The 21201-nt window shown below is 61.0% G+C and carries 14 protein-coding genes; 2 read left to right on the forward strand and 12 right to left on the reverse strand.

The annotated features are described in order from the left end of the window. Positions 1 to 23 precede the first annotated feature (23 nt). From rpsG to rplJ, 8 genes are all read right to left on the reverse strand, one after another. Positions 24 to 494, reverse strand: a complete 471-nt coding sequence (rpsG, locus tag NEZ08_RS06715; RefSeq protein ID WP_298105559.1) for a 30S ribosomal protein S7 — start codon at positions 492 to 494, stop codon at positions 24 to 26. A 29-nt stretch (positions 495 to 523) separates the two neighbouring features. Next, complete coding sequence (gene rpsL, locus NEZ08_RS06720) at positions 524 to 895, reverse strand: 30S ribosomal protein S12 (RefSeq protein WP_011473880.1); 372 nt, start codon at positions 893 to 895, stop codon at positions 524 to 526. A 629-nt stretch (positions 896 to 1524) separates the two neighbouring features. Next, entirely contained in the window at positions 1525 to 3519 is a 1995-nt protein-coding gene (locus tag NEZ08_RS06725; protein WP_298105562.1) for an ABC transporter ATP-binding protein, read from the reverse strand. A 117-nt stretch (positions 3520 to 3636) separates the two neighbouring features. After that, positions 3637 to 5694, reverse strand: coding sequence for an FAD-dependent oxidoreductase (locus tag NEZ08_RS06730; protein WP_298105566.1), 2058 nt, complete (start codon positions 5692 to 5694; stop codon positions 3637 to 3639). A gap of 199 nt (positions 5695 to 5893) precedes the next feature. Further along, a complete protein-coding gene (rpoC, locus tag NEZ08_RS06735; protein WP_298105569.1) occupies positions 5894 to 10093 on the reverse strand; it encodes a DNA-directed RNA polymerase subunit beta' in 4200 nt (1399 codons plus the stop codon). A 131-nt stretch (positions 10094 to 10224) separates the two neighbouring features. Further along, on the reverse strand, positions 10225 to 14343 hold the full coding sequence (gene rpoB / locus NEZ08_RS06740; RefSeq protein ID WP_298105572.1) for a DNA-directed RNA polymerase subunit beta: 4119 nt from the start codon (positions 14341 to 14343) through the stop codon (positions 10225 to 10227). 485 nt (positions 14344 to 14828) lie between these two features. Then, the gene (gene rplL / locus NEZ08_RS06745; protein WP_298105575.1) at positions 14829 to 15206 is read right to left on the reverse strand and encodes a 50S ribosomal protein L7/L12; all 378 of its coding nucleotides are present in this window, start codon (positions 15204 to 15206) and stop codon (positions 14829 to 14831) included. A 58-nt stretch (positions 15207 to 15264) separates the two neighbouring features. Further along, positions 15265 to 15783 carry a 50S ribosomal protein L10 gene (gene rplJ / locus NEZ08_RS06750; RefSeq protein WP_298105578.1) on the reverse strand — a complete coding sequence of 173 codons (519 nt, stop codon included), beginning with the start codon at positions 15781 to 15783 and terminating at the stop codon, positions 15265 to 15267. Between the two features lie 781 nt (positions 15784 to 16564). Between rplJ and NEZ08_RS06755 the strand changes: the two genes are divergently transcribed. Then, on the forward strand, positions 16565 to 17479 hold the full coding sequence (locus NEZ08_RS06755) for a hypothetical protein (RefSeq protein WP_298105581.1): 915 nt from the start codon (positions 16565 to 16567) through the stop codon (positions 17477 to 17479). Then, positions 17457 to 18341: an RNA polymerase sigma factor SigJ gene (gene sigJ, locus NEZ08_RS06760; protein WP_298105584.1), complete on the forward strand. Its 885-nt coding sequence runs from the start codon at positions 17457 to 17459 to the stop codon at positions 18339 to 18341. Before NEZ08_RS06755 ends, sigJ begins: the two co-directional genes overlap by 23 nt. Before the next feature lie 21 nt (positions 18342 to 18362). Here sigJ and NEZ08_RS06765 read toward each other — a convergent pair whose 3' ends face one another. The 4 genes from NEZ08_RS06765 to nusG all read right to left on the reverse strand — a co-directional run bounded on the left by NEZ08_RS06765 (position 18363) and on the right by nusG (position 21188). Continuing rightward, a complete protein-coding gene (locus tag NEZ08_RS06765) occupies positions 18363 to 19310 on the reverse strand; it encodes a 2-hydroxyacid dehydrogenase (RefSeq protein WP_298105587.1) in 948 nt (315 codons plus the stop codon). Between the two features lie 85 nt (positions 19311 to 19395). After that, positions 19396 to 20088: a 50S ribosomal protein L1 gene (gene rplA / locus NEZ08_RS06770; RefSeq protein WP_298105590.1), complete on the reverse strand. Its 693-nt coding sequence runs from the start codon at positions 20086 to 20088 to the stop codon at positions 19396 to 19398. Positions 20089 to 20094: 6 nt separating this feature from the next. Continuing rightward, a complete protein-coding gene (gene rplK / locus NEZ08_RS06775; protein WP_298105593.1) occupies positions 20095 to 20523 on the reverse strand; it encodes a 50S ribosomal protein L11 in 429 nt (142 codons plus the stop codon). Between the two features lie 131 nt (positions 20524 to 20654). Next, a complete protein-coding gene (gene nusG, locus NEZ08_RS06780; protein ID WP_298105746.1) occupies positions 20655 to 21188 on the reverse strand; it encodes a transcription termination/antitermination protein NusG in 534 nt (177 codons plus the stop codon). Positions 21189 to 21201: the final 13 nt, after the last annotated feature.

A 21201-nucleotide genomic window follows, 5' to 3' on the forward strand; every position in this document is an offset into this window, starting at 1 on the left:
CTTCGGGTCCTGACGTTTCGCCGTTACCAGCGATAGTGCGAGAAGGCACGGTTGGCTTCCGCCATCCGGTGCACGTCTTCACGCTTCTTGACGGCGTTCCCCCGGTTATTCGATGCGTCGAGCAGCTCGGCCGACAGCCGCTCCGTCATCGTCTTCTCATTGCGATCGCGCGCGGCCGCGATCAGCCAGCGGATGCCCAGCGCCTGGCGGCGGACCGAACGGACTTCAACCGGCACCTGATAGGTGGCGCCGCCAACGCGCCGCGACCGGACCTCGATGGTCGGCATCACGTTTTCCAACGCCTGCTCGAATACCGTGAGCGGGCTCTGCTTGGTCTTGGCCTCGATCATGCCGAGCGCGCCGTAAACGATGCTTTCGGCAACCGACTTCTTCCCGGCATACATTACCGAGTTCATGAACTTCGTAATGACAATGTTTCCGAACTTCGGGTCCGGAAGCACTTCACGTTTTTCAGCGGAATGGCGGCGCGACATTTAATCTGTTCCCGATTATTTCGGACGCTTTATTTGGGACGCTTGGCGCCGTACTTCGAACGGCGCTGCTTGCGGTTCTTGACGCCCTGGGTATCGAGGACGCCGCGGAGGATGTGGTAGCGCACGCCCGGCAAGTCCTTGACGCGGCCGCCGCGGATCATCACCACCGAGTGCTCCTGAAGGTTATGGCCCTCGCCCGGAATGTAACCGATGACCTCGAAGCCGTTGGTCAGGCGCACCTTCGCGACCTTGCGGAGCGCCGAGTTCGGCTTCTTCGGAGTCGTGGTGTAGACGCGGGTGCAAACGCCGCGCTTCTGCGGCGACTGCTGGAGCGCCGGCACCTTCTTGCGCGACTTCTGTACGACGCGCGGACTTGCGATCAGCTGGTTGATCGTCGGCATGTCAGCCTTCACCCTTCATTCGCACGGAACCCAAGAGATTCCGTAAATTCGTTCGGGACCTCACGGCCCCCCTTCACTTCTGGCCTTTCCGCGAAAACATCCGCGCAAAGCGAAATCGCGCCAACCGCTCATCTCTGAGCAGAAAGCGCTTCGACGCCACAGAGGACCGCAAGCTCCGATTCGATCGGATTAAACCGCTCGAACCTCCCTTGAGGTCATGCACCCGATCAATTCCGAGGGAACGTGCCCACGAAAACTGAAATCGTTACGGCATTGCCTAGCTATATTCGACAGCGTTTGAGCGACATCCGTCGAGGTTGGTGCCCGTCGCGAGCCTTATTTAAAGGCTCCAAGGGTGGCCCGTTCCGACGCAAGCGAAGCTCACCGCCTGTCGTTGAGTGCGCGGGTTCTATCGGCGCAGGACGGCCAAGTCAAGGCAAAACGACACCAGATGAAGCACTTCTGCGACTTACCGCATGCAACTCATCAGGTTCTTCGAGGACGATCAAAGTCGGGCTTCGATGCGATCTTTCAAGGGCGATCCAAGTTGCATTACGGTATAAAAATACCTTTTTCTTACTTGGGCTCATTCAACTTGAGGAAAGCGGCCCTCCAATGAGGTCGCCGGTCTATTCCTCGTCCTCGTCTTCATCATCTTCTTCGGCAACCAGATGCGGTTTGGCGCTCTGGTCGTCCCAGAGTTGGCGGTACATGCCGTTTGCCGCGAGCAACTGCTGGTGCGAGCCGCGTTCGACCACCCTTCCCCCGGAAATGACGATGATTTCGTCCATGTCGACCACCGAGGTCAGGCGATGGGTCGAAAAAATCATCGTTCGGCCCCTGGCGAGTTTCATCAGCGTCTTGTTGATGGCCGCTTCCGTGGTCTGGTCGAGCGCCGACGTCGCCTCATCCAGCAGAAGAATCGACGGGTCGCGCACGATCGCTCGCGCGATCGCAATCCGCTGGCGCTGGCCGCCCGATAAAGTGTCCCCGCGCTCGCCGACCTGCGTGTCGTATTTTCGCGGAAGGCTCATGATGTAGCGGTGGATTTCCGCCTTGCGCGCCGCCTCCTCCACTTCCTTATCGGTCGCGCCTTCCTTGCCGAGGCGGATGTTCTCGCGGATCGACATGTTGAACAGCATGTTTTCCTGGAACACCACCGCCATGTTCCGGCGCAAGGAATCACGCGTCACCTTTCGAACATCGATACCATCGATGGTGACCCTTCCTTCGTCCGGCACGTAGAGGCGCAGGATCAGGTTGAGCAGCGTGCTCTTGCCCGAACCACTCGGACCGACGATCGCGATGGTCTTGCCGACATCGAGCTTAAGGCTGAGATTGTCGAGAACCGGCGTCTCGCTGCCCTCATACTTGAAAGTCACGTGCTCGAAGGAGATGTCGTGGCTGATCCGCGGCAGGTCAGGCGCGCCGGGTCGGTCTGCGCCGCGGATCGGCTCATCGATCAATTCCTGGATATGGCGCACGGCGGCTGCCGATTGGATCGAAACCGGAATGAAGTGCATGACGTGCGCGATGTTATAGGACACCTCCCAGAAAGCGCTTTCGAACGTCACGAAGGTTCCGACCGTGATCTGCCCCTTGGTGGCGAGATAGGCGCCGATCGCGAGCACCACGAGGTGCAGTAATAAAACCGCGACGGTCACGGTCCGCTCGACCATGGTCGACAGGAAAGCTGCCGAAGCGATCTTGATCCGCGCTTCGCTGTTGCGCATCGTGAACCAGCCGAGCATCTTGCTCTGGAGCATGAACGCTTTGACGACCGCTTGCGTCGCGATGTTCTCCTGCACCACGCCCAGCAGCGAGGCCTCGTTCAGCTTCTGCTCGTAGTTGGCCTGCACGGCCTTGGGCGTGATGATACGCGGACCGATCAGCGTGATCGGAAACACCAGCAGCGAAATGGCGGCGAGCTGCCAATTCAATGCCAGCATCAGAATGATTCCCGCGATCAGTTCGAGGAACGGCAGCGCGGCATAGCTGGAAAACCCCTTGACCGATCCCTCGAAGGCCGAGAGGTCGACGGAGAACCGCGACAGGATTTCACCGCGCTTGGTGCGCTGAAAAAACGCCGCCGGCAAATTCTGGACATGCTCGAATATTCGCGTCCGCACATCGGAGATCAGCGATGCTGCAAGTCGGGCATCCCACCACTCGTACCAGATGGCGACAATCGAAGTGATGATGCCGGCGACGGCCAGCACCGAGAGAATGCGGATCAACGCCTCGAAGTCCTCCTCGCCGAGCGCATCGTCGATCAGAAACTTCAGGCTGAGCGGCATGATCACGTTGAACAGCGTCTCGACCAGGACGCCGAGGCCAACGAACGCAATCAGCTTCCGGTAATTTTTCAGGAACGGTTTGACGAAACCGTAGATCGTCGCCAGCGCGCCGGCGGCTTCCTTGGCGGTATAGACGGCGAGCTCCTCATCGTCCTCGTCGTCCAACTCAAGTTCGTCGTCTTCGCCTTCTTCGTCGTCATCAACCGGCAATGCCTCGTCACTGTCCGCGCGGACACCGGGCGCAAGCTTCCTCTTGATCTCCACGGTGTCCGAGCCGTCAGCGGACGCTGCGACAGGTTCGACCGGCGATGAAGGTTTGAAAGCCATGGAGCCAACAAATGATTCACGGCCGGCGCGACCGCAAAAACAAAAAGGGGGCAGCCTCTGCTGCCCCTCTATTCTATGCGATCAGAGCAAGCTCAGCAAAAGCAATTCGGCGCCTTGCTACTCTTCTTCATCCTCGACCTTGTCGAAGAATGAATAGCGCAGGCTGTCGGCGTCGACATACCAATTGCCGGGTCCCTTGTTCGCTGCCAGCGTCGCGGCCCACAGCGCTTCCGTGCAATCGTGACGATGCATCGAAAGGTCAAAACCGTTGTTGAAGAAGAGCTCCGACCATTCCCACCAGGTGCCGAGCTTCTTGACCCCCCGCAGAAGGTCGTAACGGTCGATCATGGCTGCCGGCATATCCGATGTCACCGAACCGAATACAAGGCCGGTTTTAACGACGCGATTGAGCTCGCGGATGGCCTTCACAACGCGGCTTTCGGCGACATGGCAAAGGCTGGTCTCGAAGACGAAGTCGAACTCGCCGTCGGCGAACGGCATGTCGACGATCGAGCCGAGCTTGTTGAACTGTCTGAGATCCTGCGGCGTCCGGGCGTGAATGGCACGGTTGTTCTCGATGCCCCAGGCATCGACCCCGCGGGCGCGCAATGCGCCGACCAGCTCGCCGCTCGCCGAGCCCGCGACCAAGAGCTTGATGCCGTTCACCGGTTTCCAAACGGTTCTGATGAGATCCATCAGATAATCGGGATCGGTGAACTGGCTCCAAACCTCACGATAAGGACCGACCCCGCGGTAATTCTCGAAATAGTCGCGATCGATCTTGTCGGACAACGGCTTACCGTTCGAAGCGCGCGCACGACGCAGCCGCATCGTTTCGGTGACGATGATGTCGGTGGCGGCGTCCGAGGAATCGAGCAATCCGTTCAGCGTGGAATCGAACAGATAGTCGCCGACCAGAACAAGCCCCGGATGCTGTTTGGGGTCGGGCTGGTGATTGGTCATCACGTCGCGCGCCGGCAGCCCGCCCGGCAGCGCGTTGACTGATGACAGCCAGCGGTGGATCTTGCCCTCGATGAAATGGGCGCGCGCATTGCCTAGTGAGGCCGGCAGCGACTTGAGCGCAGCGTCGATCAGCGCCTTGTCGTCCAGATTGGCAAAGGCAAGCGCGTCGGATCCCGCGATCAGCCAGTTGAGCACGCCATGGCGGCCGACGTCGTGGCGAGCACCTTCGTTGTAGACACAGCAGCCGCCGAAGGCTTCCGACATGAACCAGGCGCCCGGGATCTTGTCGCCCCAGAACGGGGAATCGAACAGGATCGAAATCCGCAGGTAATGCGCGGGACGATCAAAATACGCGACGTGCTTGACCATCGATTTGCGGAGGTCCTCGCCGTCCCAGTCCATCGTCGCCAGCCAGGAATGCGGCAGACACATCAGCACGAGATCGAAATCCCGCGTCTCCGGACCCTTGCCGTTCATCATCCTGAGCTGGTAACGGCCGCTTGTGGTCTTGCCGACCTTCAGAACGCGATGGTTGAGCTGGATATCAGCCTCCACTTCCTCCTTGAGGCATTCGATCAGCTGCTCATTGCCGTTCTGGATCGAATAGAGGCCAATATAGCCGTCGATATCCATCACGAAGTTCTTCAGCGCGTTGAGGCCGTTGGTGTTGTGGCTCTCGGTCGCAATGTCCGAACGCGCCATCACCTTGAAGAAGCGTTTGGCGGTTGCGTCGTCGACCTCGCGGTCAAGCAGTTCTTCGCCTGTGATGTAGGCCCAGGGATGTTCATTGTCGTGGGAGCCGATGCCTTCGTAGTATTCGATCGGCGAGACCATCTCGGCACAGCGCTTGCGGAACGCTTCGATCGCCTCGGCGGTCTTTGCCCCGTATTTGCGGCGCATGCCTGCAACGTCATTGAGCAGTTCGCCGTCAAGGTGGACCTGTTCCGCATCCATCGGAATGGTTTGCAGGCCGAAATGCTGGATCAGTTCGCGAAGCGGGTCGGGGCCGGTCATCGAGTAGTCGTAGATTTCGGCTACACCGGCCTCATAGATCGCGGGCGCAGAATCGAAACGGCTGGTCAGGATCTTGCCTCCCAACCGATCCGAGGCTTCAAAAATCGTGATGCGACACTGATCGCCCAGCTTCTTCTTGAGATGCCACGCGCTCATGAGGCCGCCAGGCCCGCCGCCTACAATTGCTAGATCCAACATTTGTTTCCGGTGATTTCCGGCCCCCGCCGTTCTCGGTCGCCTGCTCCCAAGCGTCCGGCTTAAGTTATTTGAGAAGAAGCGCTTTTTTCCCTGAAGGGAAGATGAACGGACGCGCCGCAATCGGCAGAACAGACAAGCAACAGCAAAAAAAGACCGGCTTTCGCCGGTCTTTCCGTAGTCTTGCGGGTCGCGCCGCGGCCTATTCGGCCGGCGGCAGTGCCAATGGCTCGACCTCCGGGGCAGCCGGCACGATCGCCGCCTGCTTTTCGCGCTCATCGAGGATCAGCTTGTCGCGCTTCATAGCGACTTCGCGGATCTTTGCCATCGAGGCCCCGGTGCCGGCCGGGATCAGGCGGCCGACGATGACATTCTCCTTGAGGCCCTCCAGCGGGTCCACCTTGCCGTTGACGGCAGCTTCGGTGAGCACACGGGTGGTCTCCTGGAACGAGGCAGCCGAGAAGAACGAGCGGGTCTGCAAGCTCGCCTTGGTGATGCCGAGCAGAACCGGCGTTCCCGTGGCGGGCTTCTTGCCCTCTTCCTTCGCCTTGACGTTGAGTGCGTCGAACTCGATCTTGTCGACCTGCTCGCCCGCGATCATGTCGGTCTCGCCCTGATCGGTGATTTCCACCTTCTGCAGCATCTGACGGACAATCACCTCGATGTGCTTGTCGTTGATGAGCACGCCTTGCAGCCGGTAGACCTCCTGGATTTCGTTGACCAGATAGGCCGCGAGTTCCTCGATGCCCTTGATCGCCAGGATGTCGTGCGGAGCCGGATTGCCCTCGACGATGAAATCGCCCTTTTCGACGATATCGCCGTCCTGCAAGTGGATGTGCTTGCCCTTCGGGATCAGGTATTCGCGCGGCTCCTCGGTCTTGTCCATCGGCTCGATCGAGATGCGGCGCTTGTTCTTGTAGTCCCGGCCGAAGCGAATGGTGCCGGCGATCTCGGCAATGATCGCCGCATCCTTCGGCTTGCGCGCCTCGAACAGTTCGGCCACGCGCGGCAGACCGCCCGTGATGTCGCGGGTCTTGGCGCTCTCGGTCGAAATACGCGCCAGGATGTCGCCCGGCTTGACCTTGGCCCCGACGTCCACCGAGAGAATGGCGTCGACCGACAGCATGTAGCGGGCGTCTCCGCCGCGCGGCAGCTTGAGGATCTTGCCGTCCTTGCCCTTAATGACGATGGCAGGCCGCAGATCGGCCCCGCCCCGCGTCGAGCGCCAATCGATGACGACGCGCTTGGCGATACCGGTGGATTCGTCGAGCGTTTCCGAAATTGACTGGCCTTCGACCAGATCCTCGAAACCGATCGTGCCTTCCACTTCGGTCAGCACCGGGCGAGTATAGGGGTCCCACTCGGCGATACGCTGGCCACGCTTGACCGTGTCGCCTTCATCGACGTGCATGCGGGCACCGTACTGGATCCGGTGGGTTGCACGCTCCGTGCCGTCGGCATCCGAGATCGCAACGACCATGTTGCGGACCATCGCGATCAGGTGGCCTTCGCTGTTTTTGGCGATCGCCTTGTTCTTGATCGTCACCTTGCCGTCGAAGTTCGACTCCACGAACGACTGCTCGTTGATCTGCGCCGCACCGCCGATGTGGAAGGTGCGCATCGTCAGCTGCGTGCCGGGCTCGCCGATCGACTGCGCCGCGATGACGCCAACGGCCTCGCCGTGGTTGACCGGCGTGCCGCGGGCCAGATCGCGGCCGTAGCACTTGCCGCAGATGCCGTTGACAAGTTCGCAGGTCAGCGCCGAGCGGATCTTCACCTCCTGGATGCCGGCCTGGTGGATGGCTTCCACATGGGCTTCTTCCATCAGCGTGCCGCGCTTGACGATCACCTTATTGGACGCAGGATCGCGCACGTCTTCGCCCGCGGTGCGGCCGAGGATGCGGGAGCCGAGCGAGGCCACCACGGTGCCCGCATCGATGATGGCACGCATCTTGATGCCGAGCTTGGTGCCGCAGTCATCGGAATTGATGATGCAGTCCTGTGCGACGTCGACGAGACGGCGGGTCAGATAACCGGAGTTGGCGGTCTTCAACGCGGTATCCGCGAGACCCTTGCGGGCGCCGTGGGTCGAGTTGAAGTATTCCAGCACCGACAGGCCTTCCTTGAAGTTGGAAATGATCGGCGTCTCGATGATTTCGCCTGACGGCTTGGCCATCAGACCGCGCATACCGGCGAGCTGACGCATCTGCGCCGGCGAGCCGCGCGCACCGGAATGCGCCATCATGTAGATCGAGTTGATGTCGGCTTCCGCGCCCTTGGCGTTCTTCTTGGTCGAGGAGATCTCCTTCATCATCTCCTTGGCGATTTCTTCGGTAGCCTTCGACCAGGCGTCGACCACCTTGTTGTACTTTTCGCCATGGGTGATCAGACCGTCATTGTACTGCTGCTCGAAATCCTTCGCCAGCGTACGCGTGGTCTCCACGATCTTCCACTTGCCGTGCGGCACGACCATGTCGTCCTTGCCGAACGAAATACCGGCCTTGAACGCATTGTAGAAGCCGAGCGCCATGATGCGGTCGCAGAAGATCACTGTCTCCTTCTGACCGCAGTGACGATACACCTGATCGATCACGCCGGAGATTTCGCGCTTGGTCATCAGCTTGTTGATGACGTCGTAGGAAATCTTCGGGTTCTTCGGCAACACGTTGCCGAGCATGACACGGCCGGCCGTGGTTTCGATCCAGCGCTTGACCGGCTTGCCCTCCTCGTCGGTACCCTCCCAGCGATACTTGATCTTGGTATGCAGGTGGATGACCTTCGAGTGCAGCGCGTGCTCGATCTCGGCCATGTCGCCGTAGAGCTTGCCCTCGCCGGGCAGCCCCTCGCGCATGATCGAGAGATAATAGAGGCCGAGCACGATGTCCTGCGACGGCACGATGATCGGCTGGCCGTTCGCCGGGTGCAGGATGTTGTTGGTCGACATCATCAGGACGCGCGCTTCGAGCTGCGCTTCGAGCGACAGCGGAACGTGCACGGCCATCTGGTCGCCGTCGAAATCGGCATTGAACGCGGCGCAGACCAGCGGATGAAGCTGGATCGCCTTGCCTTCGATCAGGACCGGCTCGAACGCCTGGATGCCGAGGCGGTGCAGCGTCGGTGCGCGGTTCAGCAGCACCGGATGCTCGCGGATCACCTCGTCCAGGATATCCCAGACCTCCGGACGCTCCTTCTCGACCAGCTTCTTGGCCTGCTTCACCGTGGTCGACAGACCCTTGGCATCGAGCCGCGAATAGATGAACGGCTTGAACAGCTCTAGCGCCATCTTCTTCGGCAGGCCGCACTGATGCAAACGCAACTCGGGACCCACCACGATCACCGATCGGCCGGAATAGTCGACGCGCTTGCCGAGCAGGTTCTGGCGGAAACGGCCCTGCTTGCCCTTGAGCATGTCGGCGAGCGACTTCAAAGGCCTCTTGTTGGCGCCGGTGATGACGCGACCGCGCCGGCCGTTGTCGAACAGCGCGTCAACCGCCTCCTGCAGCATGCGCTTTTCGTTGCGGATGATGATGTCGGGCGCGCGCAGCTCCATCAGCCGCTTCAGACGGTTGTTGCGGTTGATGACGCGGCGGTAAAGGTCGTTGAGGTCCGAGGTCGCAAAGCGGCCGCCATCGAGCGGCACCAGAGGCCGCAGGTCCGGCGGAATCACCGGCACCACGGTCAGGATCATCCACTCCGGCTTGTTGCCGGAATAACGGAACGCCTCGACGATCTTGAGCCGCTTGGCGAGCTTCTTGTGCTTGATGTCGGAGTCGGTCTCATGCATCTCGGCACGCAGGGAGACTTCGAGCTTCTCGAGATCGAGACCCTTCAAAAGCTCGCGGATCGCCTCGGCGCCGATCATGGCGGTGAAGGAATCCTGGCCGAACTCGTCCTGCGCCTTCAAGTACTCGTCTTCCGACAGCAACTGACGGTCCTTGAGCGAGGTCAGGCCCGGCTCGAGCACGACGTAATACTCAAAGTACAGGATCCGCTCGAGATCCTTCAGCGTCATGTCGAGCAGAAGGCCGATACGGGACGGCAGCGACTTCAGGAACCAGATGTGAGCGACCGGCGCGGCCAGTTCGATATGGCCCATGCGCTCGCGCCGGACTCGCGAGAGAGTCACCTCGACAGAGCACTTTTCGCAGATGATGCCCTTGTACTTCATCCGCTTGTACTTGCCGCACAGGCACTCGTAGTCCTTGATCGGCCCGAAGATGCGGGCGCAGAACAGGCCGTCGCGCTCCGGCTTGAAGGTGCGGTAGTTGATGGTCTCCGGCTTCTTGATTTCGCCGTACGACCACGACAGAATCTTTTCCGGCGACGCGATCGATATCCGGATCTGGTCAAAGACCTGAGCCGGCGTCGTCGGATTGAACAGATTCATAATTTCCTGGTTCATCGTCTTCTCCTCGCGTGCCGGTCGTCACCGGCAGCAAATTCGAAATTCCTCATTCAGCCACACGCGCCTTCAAACGAAAGCGCGGACTGCGAATACCCGGCGCGGTTCACGCGCCGGGTACGATACCGTGCTTACTCGGCAGCCTCCGAGGTCGGCGCCGCGCCCACCTTCGAATTGTGCAGGTCGACGTTGAGACCGAGCGAACGCATCTCCTTGACCAGCACGTTGAAGGACTCGGGGATACCCGCCTCGAACGTGTCGTCGCCGCGAACGATCGCCTCGTACACCTTGGTGCGGCCGGCGACGTCGTCCGACTTCACCGTCAGCATTTCCTGCAAGGTGTAGGCTGCGCCGTAGGCTTCCAGCGCCCAGACCTCCATTTCGCCGAAGCGCTGGCCGCCGAACTGTGCCTTGCCGCCCAGCGGCTGCTGGGTGACGAGCGAGTACGGACCGATCGAACGCGCATGAATCTTGTCGTCGACGAGATGGTGCAGCTTGAGCATGTAGATGTAGCCCACGGTCACCTTGCGATCGAAGGCATCGCCGGTGCGGCCGTCATAGACGGTCGACTGACCCGAAGCGTCGAGGCCCGCCAGCTTCAGCATCTCCTCGATATCGGTTTCCTTGGCTCCATCGAACACCGGCGTCGCGATCGGCACGCCGTGGCTCAAGTTACGGCCGAGTTCGAGCAGTTCGCCGTCATTGAGCGACTTGATCGTCTCCTCGTCGCCGTAGATCTTCTTCAAGGTCTCCTTCAGCGGCTTGCTGTCCTGCTTGCTGAGGTAGGCGTCGACCGTCTGGCCGATACGCCTGCCGAGACCGGCACAGGCCCAGCCGAGATGGGTTTCGAGAATCTGCCCGACGTTCATGCGCGAAGGCACGCCAAGCGGATTGAGCACGATATCGGCGTGGGTGCCGTCCTCGAGGAATGGCATGTCCTCGATCGGCACGATCTTGGACACCACACCCTTGTTGCCATGACGGCCGGCCATCTTGTCGCCCGGCTGGATCTTGCGCTTCACCGCGACGAAGACCTTGACCATCTTCATCACGCCGGGCGGCAACTCGTCGCCACGCTGCAACTTTTCAACCTTGTCGAGGAAGCGCTGTTCAAGCCCCTTCTTCGACTCGTCGTACTGCTTCCGCATGGCCTCGATTTCGGCCATCAGCTTGTCGTTGGGCGACGCAAACAGCCACCACTGCGAGCGCGGATACTCTTCGAGCACGGCGCGCGTGATCTTGGTATCCTTCTTGAAGCCCTTCGGACCGGCGATGCCCTGGCGGTTTTCCAGAAGCTCGGCGAGGCGGCTATAGACGTTACGGTCGAGGATCGCCTGTTCGTCGTCGCGGTCCTTGGCCAGACGCTCAATCTCCTCCCGCTCGATCGCCAGCGCACGCTCGTCCTTGTCGACGCCGTGGCGATTGAAGACGCGAACTTCCACGATCGTGCCCTGCACGCCCGGGGGCACGCGCAGTGAGGTATCGCGGACATCGGATGCCTTTTCGCCGAAGATGGCGCGCAGGAGCTTTTCTTCCGGCGTCATCGGGCTTTCGCCCTTGGGCGTGATCTTGCCGACCAGGATGTCGCCAGCGCGCACTTCGGCACCGATATACACGATGCCGGCTTCGTCGAGGTTCTTCAGCGCTTCTTCCGAAACGTTCGGAATGTCGCGGGTGATTTCCTCAGGCCCCAGCTTGGTGTCGCGGGCCATCACCTCGAACTCCTCGATGTGGATCGAGGTGAAGACGTCATCCTTCACGATCCGCTCGGAGAGCAGGATCGAGTCTTCGAAGTTGTAGCCGTTCCACGGCATGAACGCGACCAGCACGTTGCGGCCGAGCGCGAGTTCGCCGAGATCGGTCGACGGACCATCGGCAATGATGTCGCCCTTCTTGACGACGTCACCCACCTTCACCAGCGGACGCTGGTTGATGCAGGTCGACTGGTTGGAGCGCTGGTACTTCATCAGCCGGTAGATATCGACGCCCGACTTGGTCGGGTCGAGATCCTCGGTGGCGCGGATCACGATACGAGTGGCGTCGATCTGGTCGATCACGCCGGTGCGGCGCGCGGCGATTGCCGCGCCCGAGTCACGGGCGACCACGCCTTCCATTCCGGTGCCGACAAACGGCGCTTCTGCGCGCACCAGCGGCACGGCCTGCCGCTGCATGTTCGAGCCCATCAGCGCGCGGTTGGCGTCGTCGTTCTCCAGGAACGGGATCAGGGCAGCGGCGACCGAAACGAGCTGCTTCGGCGACACGTCCATGTAGTCGACCTTGTCCGGCGTGATCATGACGACGTCGCCGGCATGACGGCAGACCACGAGATCGTCGGTGAAACGGCCGCGGTTATCGAGCGCGACGTTGGCCTGAGCGACGTGATGACGTCCCTCCTCCATCGCCGAGAGATACACCACCTCGTCGGTGACGCGGCCGTCCTTGACCTTGCGATAAGGCGTTTCGACGAAGCCGTATTTGTTGACGCGTGCGAAGGTCGCCAGCGAGTTGATCAGGCCGATGTTCGGACCTTCCGGCGTTTCGATCGGGCAGATGCGGCCGTAATGCGTCGGATGCACGTCGCGCACCTCGAAGCCGGCGCGCTCTCGGGTCAGACCTCCCGGGCCAAGCGCCGACAGGCGCCGCTTGTGGGTGATCTCCGAGAGCGGGTTGGTCTGGTCCATGAACTGCGAGAGCTGCGAAGACCCGAAGAACTCGCGCACAGCGGCAGCCGCCGGCTTCGCGTTGATCAAATCCTGCGGCATCACGGTATCGATATCGACACTCGACATGCGCTCCTTGATCGCGCGCTCCATCCGAAGCAGGCCGATGCGGTACTGGTTTTCCATGAGTTCGCCGACCGAACGCACCCGGCGGTTGCCGAGATGGTCGATGTCGTCGATCTCGCCCTTGCCGTCGCGCAGGTCGACCAGCGTCTTGATGACGGAAAGGATGTCCTCCTTGCGCAACGTGCGCTGGGTGTCCGGCGCGTCGAGATCGAGGCGCATGTTCATCTTCACGCGGCCGACGGCCGAAAGGTCATAACGCTCGGAGTCAAAGAACAGCGACTGGAACATCGCCTGCGCCGAATCCAAGGTCGGCGGCTCGCCGGGACGCATCACGCGATAGATGTCGAACAGCGCATCCTCGCGCGTCATGTTCTTGTCGGCATGCAGCGTATTGCGGATGTAGGGACCGACATTGACGTGGTCGATATCGAGGATCGGCAGCTCCTTGTAGCCCTGCTCGTTCAGCGCCTTCATCAGCTTGTCAGTGATCTCCTCACCGGCCTCGGCATGGATCTCGCCGGTCTTCGGATTGACGAGGTCCTCGGCGAGGTAGTTGCCGACCAGTTCCTCATCCGACATCCGCAGCGCTTTCAGCCCCTTCTCCTGGAGCTGGCGTGCGGCGCGCACGGTGAGCTTCTTACCGGCCTCCAGCACCACCTTGCCGGTGTCGGCGTCGATCAGGTCGTTGACTGTCGAGTAGCCGCGGAAACGGGCGGCGTCGAACGGCACGCGCCAGCCTTCCTTGCCGCGCTTGTAGGTGATCTTTTTGTAGAAGGTCGACAGGATTTGCTCGCCGTCCAGGCCAAGGGCGAACATCAGCGACGTCACCGGAATCTTGCGACGGCGGTCGATGCGCGCATAGACGATATCCTTGGCATCGAACTCGATGTCGAGCCAGGAGCCGCGATATGGAATGACGCGCGCGGCAAACAATAGCTTGCCAGAGGAGTGCGTCTTGCCCTTGTCGTGGTCGAAGAACACGCCCGGCGAACGGTGCATCTGGGAGACAATGACGCGCTCGGTGCCGTTGACGATGAAGGTGCCGTTCATCGTCATGAGCGGGATGTCGCCCATGTAGACGTCCTGCTCCTTGATGTCCTTCACCGATTTCGCGCCGGTTTCCTCATCAATATCGAACACGATCAGGCGCAGCGTCACCTTCAAGGGCGCAGCGAAGGTCATGCCGCGCTGGCGGCACTCGTCGACGTCATATTTCGGCGGCTCGAATTCATAGCGCACGAATTCCAGCATCGAGGTGCCGGAGAAATCGGAAATCGGAAACACCGAGCGGAAGACCGCCTGCAAGCCCTCGTCGAGCCGCCCGCCGGGCGGCTCGTCCACCATGAGGAACTGGTCGTAGGACGCCTTCTGAACCTCAATGAGGTTCGGCATCTCTGCGACTTCCTTGATGTGACCGAAAAACTTGCGAACGCGTTTGCGACCGGTGAACGTCTGTTGCGCCATCGTGGCCTCTCGTTTCGCCGCGCCCTTAAGGAGCGGACCTTTCCGAAAGCGCGGGGTCGCCTTCGGAGTTGAATGTAAATTCGTCCTTCGCCCAGTTCGCCCTCATCAGGAAAAAGGTCCTGAATCGAAGTATCCGGTACTCAAAGAACGCAAAGCGACGCGCGGGGCGCTTTAACGCACCCGCACGTCTAAAACCGCATCGTTACGGACTGCAAAGCCCGAAATTGCCTATCTCCCAACGGCTTGCGCTGGGAACTTGCGATCCCTCCCGCCTGCCGTGTTTTCGTGCTGCCGCCCCGATATGGGGTAGCAATCGTGGAAATTCGAGGGGCACGCCCGCCAATCCCCACACTTTCTCGTGTAGGACGCCCGCCGGATGGAACCGGCGGGGTCCCGCAACGGCCAGAATGGCCGCCGCTGCTCATTTTCTTCGAAATCCCGGCGTCTCGCTTCGCCTGCCCGGGATTCGCCCAAGTAACCTGCGGTTACTTGAGTTCGACCTTCGCGCCAGCCTTTTCGAGCTGGGCCTTGATCTTGTCGGCTTCTTCCTTGTTGACGCCTTCCTTCAGCGGCTTGGGAGCGCCTTCGACCATATCCTTGGCCTCCTTGAGGCCAAGACCGGTAATTGCGCGGACTTCCTTGATGACCTCGATCTTCTTGTCCCCAGCGGCGGCCAGAACGACCGTGAATTCGGTCTTCTCTTCCGCCGGTGCCGCAGCAGCGCCGCCAGCCGCGGGCCCGGCAACCGCCACGGCCGCGGCCGCGGAGACGCCCCACTTTTCTTCGAGGAGCTTGGCGAGTTCGGCCGCTTCGAGCACGGTCAGGCTCGAGAGGTCGTCTACAATCTTCTGCAAGTCAGCCATTGATCTGTTCCTTAAAACGTATCGGTTCGAACCAGGGTTATTTGTTTTGCGAGAGCCGTCAGGCCGCTTCGCCCTTAGAGGCATGAGCCTGAATGACGCGCGCGAGCTTGGCCGCGGGCGCATTCGAGAGCTGAGCAAGCTTGGTCGCGGGCGCCACCAGGAGGCCGACGATCTTGCCGCGCAGTTCATCGAGCGAGGGCAGCGAGGCAAGCGCCTTCACGCCGTCGACATTCAGGACGGTTTTACCCATCGAACCGCCGAGAATGACGAACTTCTCGTTCGCCTTGGCGAATTCGATGGCAACCTTCGGCGCCGCTACCGGATCGTTGGAAGTCGCGATCACGGTCGGCCCCTTCAACAGGGGACCGATGGCAACGACGTCAGTGCCTTCAAGAGCAATTTTGGCGAGACGGTTCTTCGCGACCTTCACCGAGGCACCCGCCTGCTTCATCTGCATACGCAGCTTCTGCATCTGGGCAACGGTGAGGCCGGAATAATGAGCAACGATCGCGACGCCCGTGGTCTTGAACAGACCGTTCAGCTCCTCGACCGCGCCCTTTTTTGCCGCTCTTTCCACAGCAAGCTCTCTCCGGTTGGCGGTCTTTAAAGCCTGAGGCCGGACCGCCGGGTTGCACCCATCGTCCCACCCTTCACCAGACCTCAAAAGACGCAAAAGCCTCTAAGGACCGTCGGGCAGAACGACATTGAAACGCCTGCCCTCCCGAGCCGCCTTACAGGCCGCGGGACGTCGAGGTTCGAACCAAATACTCCCCGAGGATCGCGGTCAGCCGCGATTTCGAGATACAAAATCTGGTCTTCACCCATCTGTACAGGCTGAACTATTAAGCCGTTGAAAAACTTACGCTTATCTCGGGCGCCTGTAGTCTTGGACAGGATCGGGATGCGCCAGTAAACTGGCTCAGCCCTACCCGCCTTCCTTTCAAACGACGGCTTTCCCTTCCTTTCGAGCACCCACGTGGAATGTCCTGAAAGGAAAAGTCTCCTATTCGTTCTCTTTTGGAATGCGAGCACAGACGTGCCAGCAATTCGCCAGCACGTCCGGAAGCGCGGTGTTTAACGGGTCTTTTCGGTCTTGCCAAGGGCAAATTTCGATCGCGTGCCGCCTATTTGGCGTTCCTCCGCCGCAAGCGGCTAATTCGATCCAGGAACTCAAATAGAAAGCGGCACCACAATCAGACGTTTTCTAGTGCCCATAACCCTTTCGAATTTCATGAAAGGCGCGTGCTGAGACGCCGCACGAACTTCGGAAAGTGGGGCACCAGCGAAAATCGGCCAAAAATCGTCTTCGCCTGTCACATCGAGCCGACCTCCTTCGTCTGGATGAGAGGAGGCCCCCTATGCGACGCGTGTTAGCGACAATTTTGGCGGTTTTGAATGTCGCGAACGGTCTGACGATGCTGTTCGCTGGCCGGTTCTGGTTCCAAAGCGTGCCCGGCGCGGCGCAAACCGGCCCGTTCAATCCGCACTTTGTGCAGGACGTCGGTGCAGCCTTCCTGATTGCCGGGCTCTCGCTGGCTGCGCGAGCGTTGCAGCCGGCCCTTTGGCCGGCAGCGGTCGCGGGCGCCGGCTTCTTGGCCGTCCATGGCCTCATACATCTCGCGAGTATCGTCGCGGGCCACGACCATGACGCCCCGTTCGATGTTGTTGCCGTGGTGCTTCCGTCGGCACTCGCGCTTTATTCCACCCTGCCAGACAAGGAGAAGATCATGCGCAGCTTTTTCGCCCGCCGCCTGTTGCGTCAGTTCAGGCAGCGCTACGGTTACGACGCAAGCTATCTCGAAATGCTGCTGCGTGAATCGCCCGCCGCCTTCTTCAAGTTCGCGCCTCTGATGAAGGCCTCCCGCCACCGCGAAGTGGTTCCCATCGAGGCCAGCTTTGCCGCCGGCCTCGTCGGCGCCAAGGCAGAGGATTGCGGGCCCTGCGCGCAACTCGTCGTCGACACGGCCCTTGAGGCCGGCATCCCCAAAGACCAGATCGAGGCGGTCGTGCGCCGCGATGTTCGAGCAATGAACGACAGCACTGTCCTTGCGTTCCGGTTTGCCGACGCAATCGTCCGGCGATCCGCCGACGAGGATGAGCATCGCGACGCCGTCCGCGCCAAATGGGGCGAGAAAGGCGTGATTGACCTCGCCTTCGCGCTTCAGATGGGCCGAATGTATCCGATGATGAAGGCAGCCCTTGGCTATGCCAAGGAGTGCCGTCGCCTTTCGATTGGCGGAAAGCAGATCGATGTCGTCAAACAGGCAGCGTGAGAACGACCCGATTGCGCCGTACCGGCGGCGGCTGCTCGGCCTTGCCTATCGCATGCTCGGCAGCCGCAGCGATGCCGAAGATGTCGTGCAGGACGCCTATCTGCGGTTCATAGGCACCGAAAATGTCCGCAATCCCGAAGCCTTCCTGGTCACCGTCGTCACGCGCCTGTGCCTCGACCGGCTGAAGAGCGCCAGGGCGCAACGGGAAATCTACGTCGGCCCCTGGCTTCCCGAGCCGGTCTTCGACACCGACGGCCTTTCGACGGAAGTTGCGACAGAACTCGCCGACGATCTTTCCTTTGCGCTGCTGCTTGCGCTCGACCGGTTGTCGCCGCAGGAGCGTGCCGCGTTCCTGCTGCACGATGTCTTCGACATTTCGTTTTCCGAGATCGCCGCGATGATCGGCCGCAGCGAGCCGGCGTGCCGGCAACTGGCGGCGCGGGCCCGTCGCGCGGTGCGTGACGAGCGCCCGCCGCAGGCAGCGGCAGACAGCCACGCGCATCTGTTGCAGGCATTCCTGGTCGCCGTCACCAGCGGTGATCTGTCGCGATTGACCGGCTTGTTGCGCGACGACGCGGTCGCCGTGACTGATGGCGGCGGACGCAAAACCGCCGCGCTCAATCCGATTTACGGTGCCGACAAGATTGCGCGCTTCTTTATCAGCGTGGCCGGCAAGGCAGCCGGACGTGATATTCGTATCGAAGCCGCCGTGATCAACGGCAGCGCCGGCGCCCTGCTCTATATGGACGGCGAACTCGATCACAGCTTGAGCATCAGCATCGACGGCGAGAGGATCGCGGCGATCTACCTCGTGCGCAATCCCGACAAACTGCGCCACGCACCGGGCCAGCCTCGCTCTTGAATCTTCCCGATAATCTGGAATTTAGCGCACCGGAAAGGCCAATGGCCTGCCGGCAAAAAACGCCTCGAGATTGGCAATCACGCAGTCCTGCATCGCGGTGTGCGAGTCGGTCGTATGGCCGCCGATATGCGGAGTGAGCACGACGTTCGGCAGTGCGGCCAAAGCGCCCGGTGGATGCGGCTCCTCCTCGAACACATCAAGTCCGGCCCCAGCGATAACATTATTCTGTAAAGCCGCGGCAAGCGCCGCCTCGTCGATGACGGAGCCGCGCGCGATGTTGATGACATAACCGTCAGTCCCGAGCCTTTTCAGGATATCGGCACTGACGACATGGCGGGTATCGGCACTGGCGCGCACCGCGATCATCAAAACGTTGCACCACTCGCTGAGCGCTTCCAGGCTTTCGAAATAGCGATACGGCAGATCATATTTCGTTCGGCTGAAATAGCCGATCTCGGTCTCAAATGCGGCCATCCGGAAGGCGATCTTGCGGCCGATCTCGCCCATGCCGTAGATGCCGATCCTGCGACCGGGATTGCCCGGCAACGCGCGGAGCAACGGCGAAGGTTTCGACGCGGCCCAACTGCCGTCGCGCACAAAGCGGTCGGCTGGAATGATCCGCCGCGTCGCAGCCAGCGTCAAGGTCACTGCGAGATCCGCGACGCTGGCGGCATTCGCCCCCGGACTGTTGCCGACTGCGATGTGGCGTTCCCTGGCTGCCTTAAGATCGACGCCATCATAGCCGGTGCCGTAGCAGATGATTGCCTGCAAGGACGGCAGCGTATCCATGACGCGGCCCGGCAGCGATGTGCCGCCGGCTGTGATCATGGCGCGAACGGTGGAAAGCTGTTCAGCAGAGAAGACCTCGCCGGGCGGCTTGCCGGCGGCGTCCAGCAACTCAAAGCGTTCGCCTATCCGCACCATCAGCGCTTTTGGAAAGCGCGAATAGATCAACACTTTCTCGGGCATGCTTCCACTCAACTCATGCGATTATAGACAAAGAGCGGAACCGGTTGCCCGATCCCGCTCTTTTCTCGATCCGCCTTGTAAAACCTTAGCCGAGAATGCTTCCCGGCTCGACCTTCACGCCCGGTCCCATGGTCGAGGACACCGCAATGCGCTGGATGTAGGTACCCTTCGAGCCTGCGGGCTTGGCCTTGGCGACCGCATCCGTCAGGGCCTTGACGTTCTCGACGAGCTTTTCCGCCGAAAACGAAGCCTTGCCGATGCCGGCCTGGACGATACCCGCCTTCTCGACGCGGAATTCGACCGAGCCGCCCTTGGCGCCCTTCACCGCACTGGTGACATCCATGGTCACCGTGCCGATCTTCGGGTTCGGCATCATGCCGCGCGGGCCGAGCACCTTACCGAGACGGCCGACCAGCGGCATCATGTCGGGGGTGGCGATGCAGCGATCGAAATCGATCGTACCGCCCTGCACCTTCTCGACGAGATCTTCCGCGCCGACAACGTCAGCGCCGGCAGCCTTGGCTTCATCCGCCTTGGCGCCGCGCGCGAACACGCCGACACGCAGGGTGCGGCCGGTGCCGTTCGGCAGCGTCACAACGCCGCGCACCATCTGGTCGGCGTGACGGGGATCGACGCCGAGATTGATCGCAATCTCGACGGTTTCGTCGAACTTCGCCTTCGCGCGTTCCTTGACCATCTTGATGGCATCCGCGAGCGGATACAGCTTCTCGCGATCGACACCCTCGCGGGCCTTCTTGATGCGTTTTCCGATTGCCATGACCGATTACCCCGCAACTTCCAGACCCATTGAACGGGCCGAGCCCTCGACCATCTTCATGGCCGATTCAACGGTGTCGCAATTGAGATCCTTCATCTTCTTCTCGGCGATCTCGCGAACCTGCGCTTTGGTCACCTTGCCGGCCTTGTCGCGGCCCGGAGCTTTCGAGCCCGAGTCGATCTTGGCGGCCTTCTTGAGGAAGTAGGACATCGGCGGCGTCTTCATCTCGAAGGTGAAGGAACGGTCCGCGTAAATGGTGATGATCACCGGGATCGGGGTGTTCTTTTCTTCTTTCTGCGTCTGGGCGTTGAACGCCTTGCAGAATTCCATGATGTTGAGACCGCGCTGACCAAGCGCGGGACCGATCGGAGGCGACGGATTGGCCGCTCCCGCCGGCACCTGCAATTTCAGGTATCCGGTCACTTTCTTTGCCATATCTCACTCCTGTTGTGCCGATCCCTCAAAAGCGATCGACGGTTTCAGGTTCGTGGTTCGGCTCGAGCGGCTGGCGACCGCTCCTCTCCTCCCACGTCCTCACCTGGAGGCTTTGCCGCCTCCCTCTCCAATCAGGCCACTTTCTCGACCTGACCGAACTCCAATTCCACCGGCGTGGCGCGGCCGAAGATCGAGACGGCGACCTTCACGCGCGAACGCGCCTCGTCGATTTCCTCGATGACGCCCGAGAACGAGGCGAACGGGCCGTCGGCCACGCGCACATTCTCGCCGATCTCGAACGACACGGATGCCTTCGGGCGCTCCACGCCTTCCTGCACCTGGTGCAGGATGCGCATGGCTTCGGCTTCCGAAATGGGCATCGGCTTGTTTTCCGCGCCGAGGAAGCCCGTCACCTTCGGGGTGTTCTTGATCAGATGAAAGGCCTCGTCGGTCAGTTTCATCTTCACCAGAACGTAGCCCGGGAAAAACTTGCGCTCGGCGTCGATCTTGCGGCCGCGGCGGACTTCCGTAACCTTTTCGATCGGCACAAGCACCTGCTCGAACAGATCTTCGAGCCCGCGCTGCTTGGCTTGCTCACGGATCGATTCGGCGACCTTTTTTTCGAAATTCGAATAGGCGTGGACGATGTACCAGCGCTTATCCATCGTTTGCATTGCC

This window comes from Bradyrhizobium sp., from assembly GCF_027451485.1.
Lineage (GTDB): Bacteria > Pseudomonadota > Alphaproteobacteria > Rhizobiales > Xanthobacteraceae > Bradyrhizobium.

Excerpts from the sequence above, each read along its gene's own strand:
- rpsG (WP_298105559.1), bottom strand. The coding sequence starts at position 494 with ATGTCGCGCCGCCATTCCGCTGAAAAACGTGAAGTGCTTCCGGACCCG.
- rpsL (WP_011473880.1), bottom strand. The coding sequence starts at position 895 with ATGCCGACGATCAACCAGCTGATCGCAAGTCCGCGCGTCGTACAGAAG.
- NEZ08_RS06725 (WP_298105562.1), bottom strand. The coding sequence starts at position 3,519 with ATGGCTTTCAAACCTTCATCGCCGGTCGAACCTGTCGCAGCGTCCGCT.
- NEZ08_RS06730 (WP_298105566.1), bottom strand. The coding sequence starts at position 5,694 with ATGTTGGATCTAGCAATTGTAGGCGGCGGGCCTGGCGGCCTCATGAGC.
- rpoC (WP_298105569.1), bottom strand. The coding sequence starts at position 10,093 with ATGAACCAGGAAATTATGAATCTGTTCAATCCGACGACGCCGGCTCAG.
- rpoB (WP_298105572.1), bottom strand. The coding sequence starts at position 14,343 with ATGGCGCAACAGACGTTCACCGGTCGCAAACGCGTTCGCAAGTTTTTC.
- rplL (WP_298105575.1), bottom strand. The coding sequence starts at position 15,206 with ATGGCTGACTTGCAGAAGATTGTAGACGACCTCTCGAGCCTGACCGTG.
- NEZ08_RS06755 (WP_298105581.1), top strand. The coding sequence starts at position 16,565 with ATGCGACGCGTGTTAGCGACAATTTTGGCGGTTTTGAATGTCGCGAAC.
- sigJ (WP_298105584.1), top strand. The coding sequence starts at position 17,457 with ATGTCGTCAAACAGGCAGCGTGAGAACGACCCGATTGCGCCGTACCGG.
- NEZ08_RS06765 (WP_298105587.1), bottom strand. The coding sequence starts at position 19,310 with ATGCCCGAGAAAGTGTTGATCTATTCGCGCTTTCCAAAAGCGCTGATG.
- rplA (WP_298105590.1), bottom strand. The coding sequence starts at position 20,088 with ATGGCAATCGGAAAACGCATCAAGAAGGCCCGCGAGGGTGTCGATCGC.
- rplK (WP_298105593.1), bottom strand. The coding sequence starts at position 20,523 with ATGGCAAAGAAAGTGACCGGATACCTGAAATTGCAGGTGCCGGCGGGA.
- nusG (WP_298105746.1), bottom strand. The coding sequence starts at position 21,188 with ATGGATAAGCGCTGGTACATCGTCCACGCCTATTCGAATTTCGAAAAA.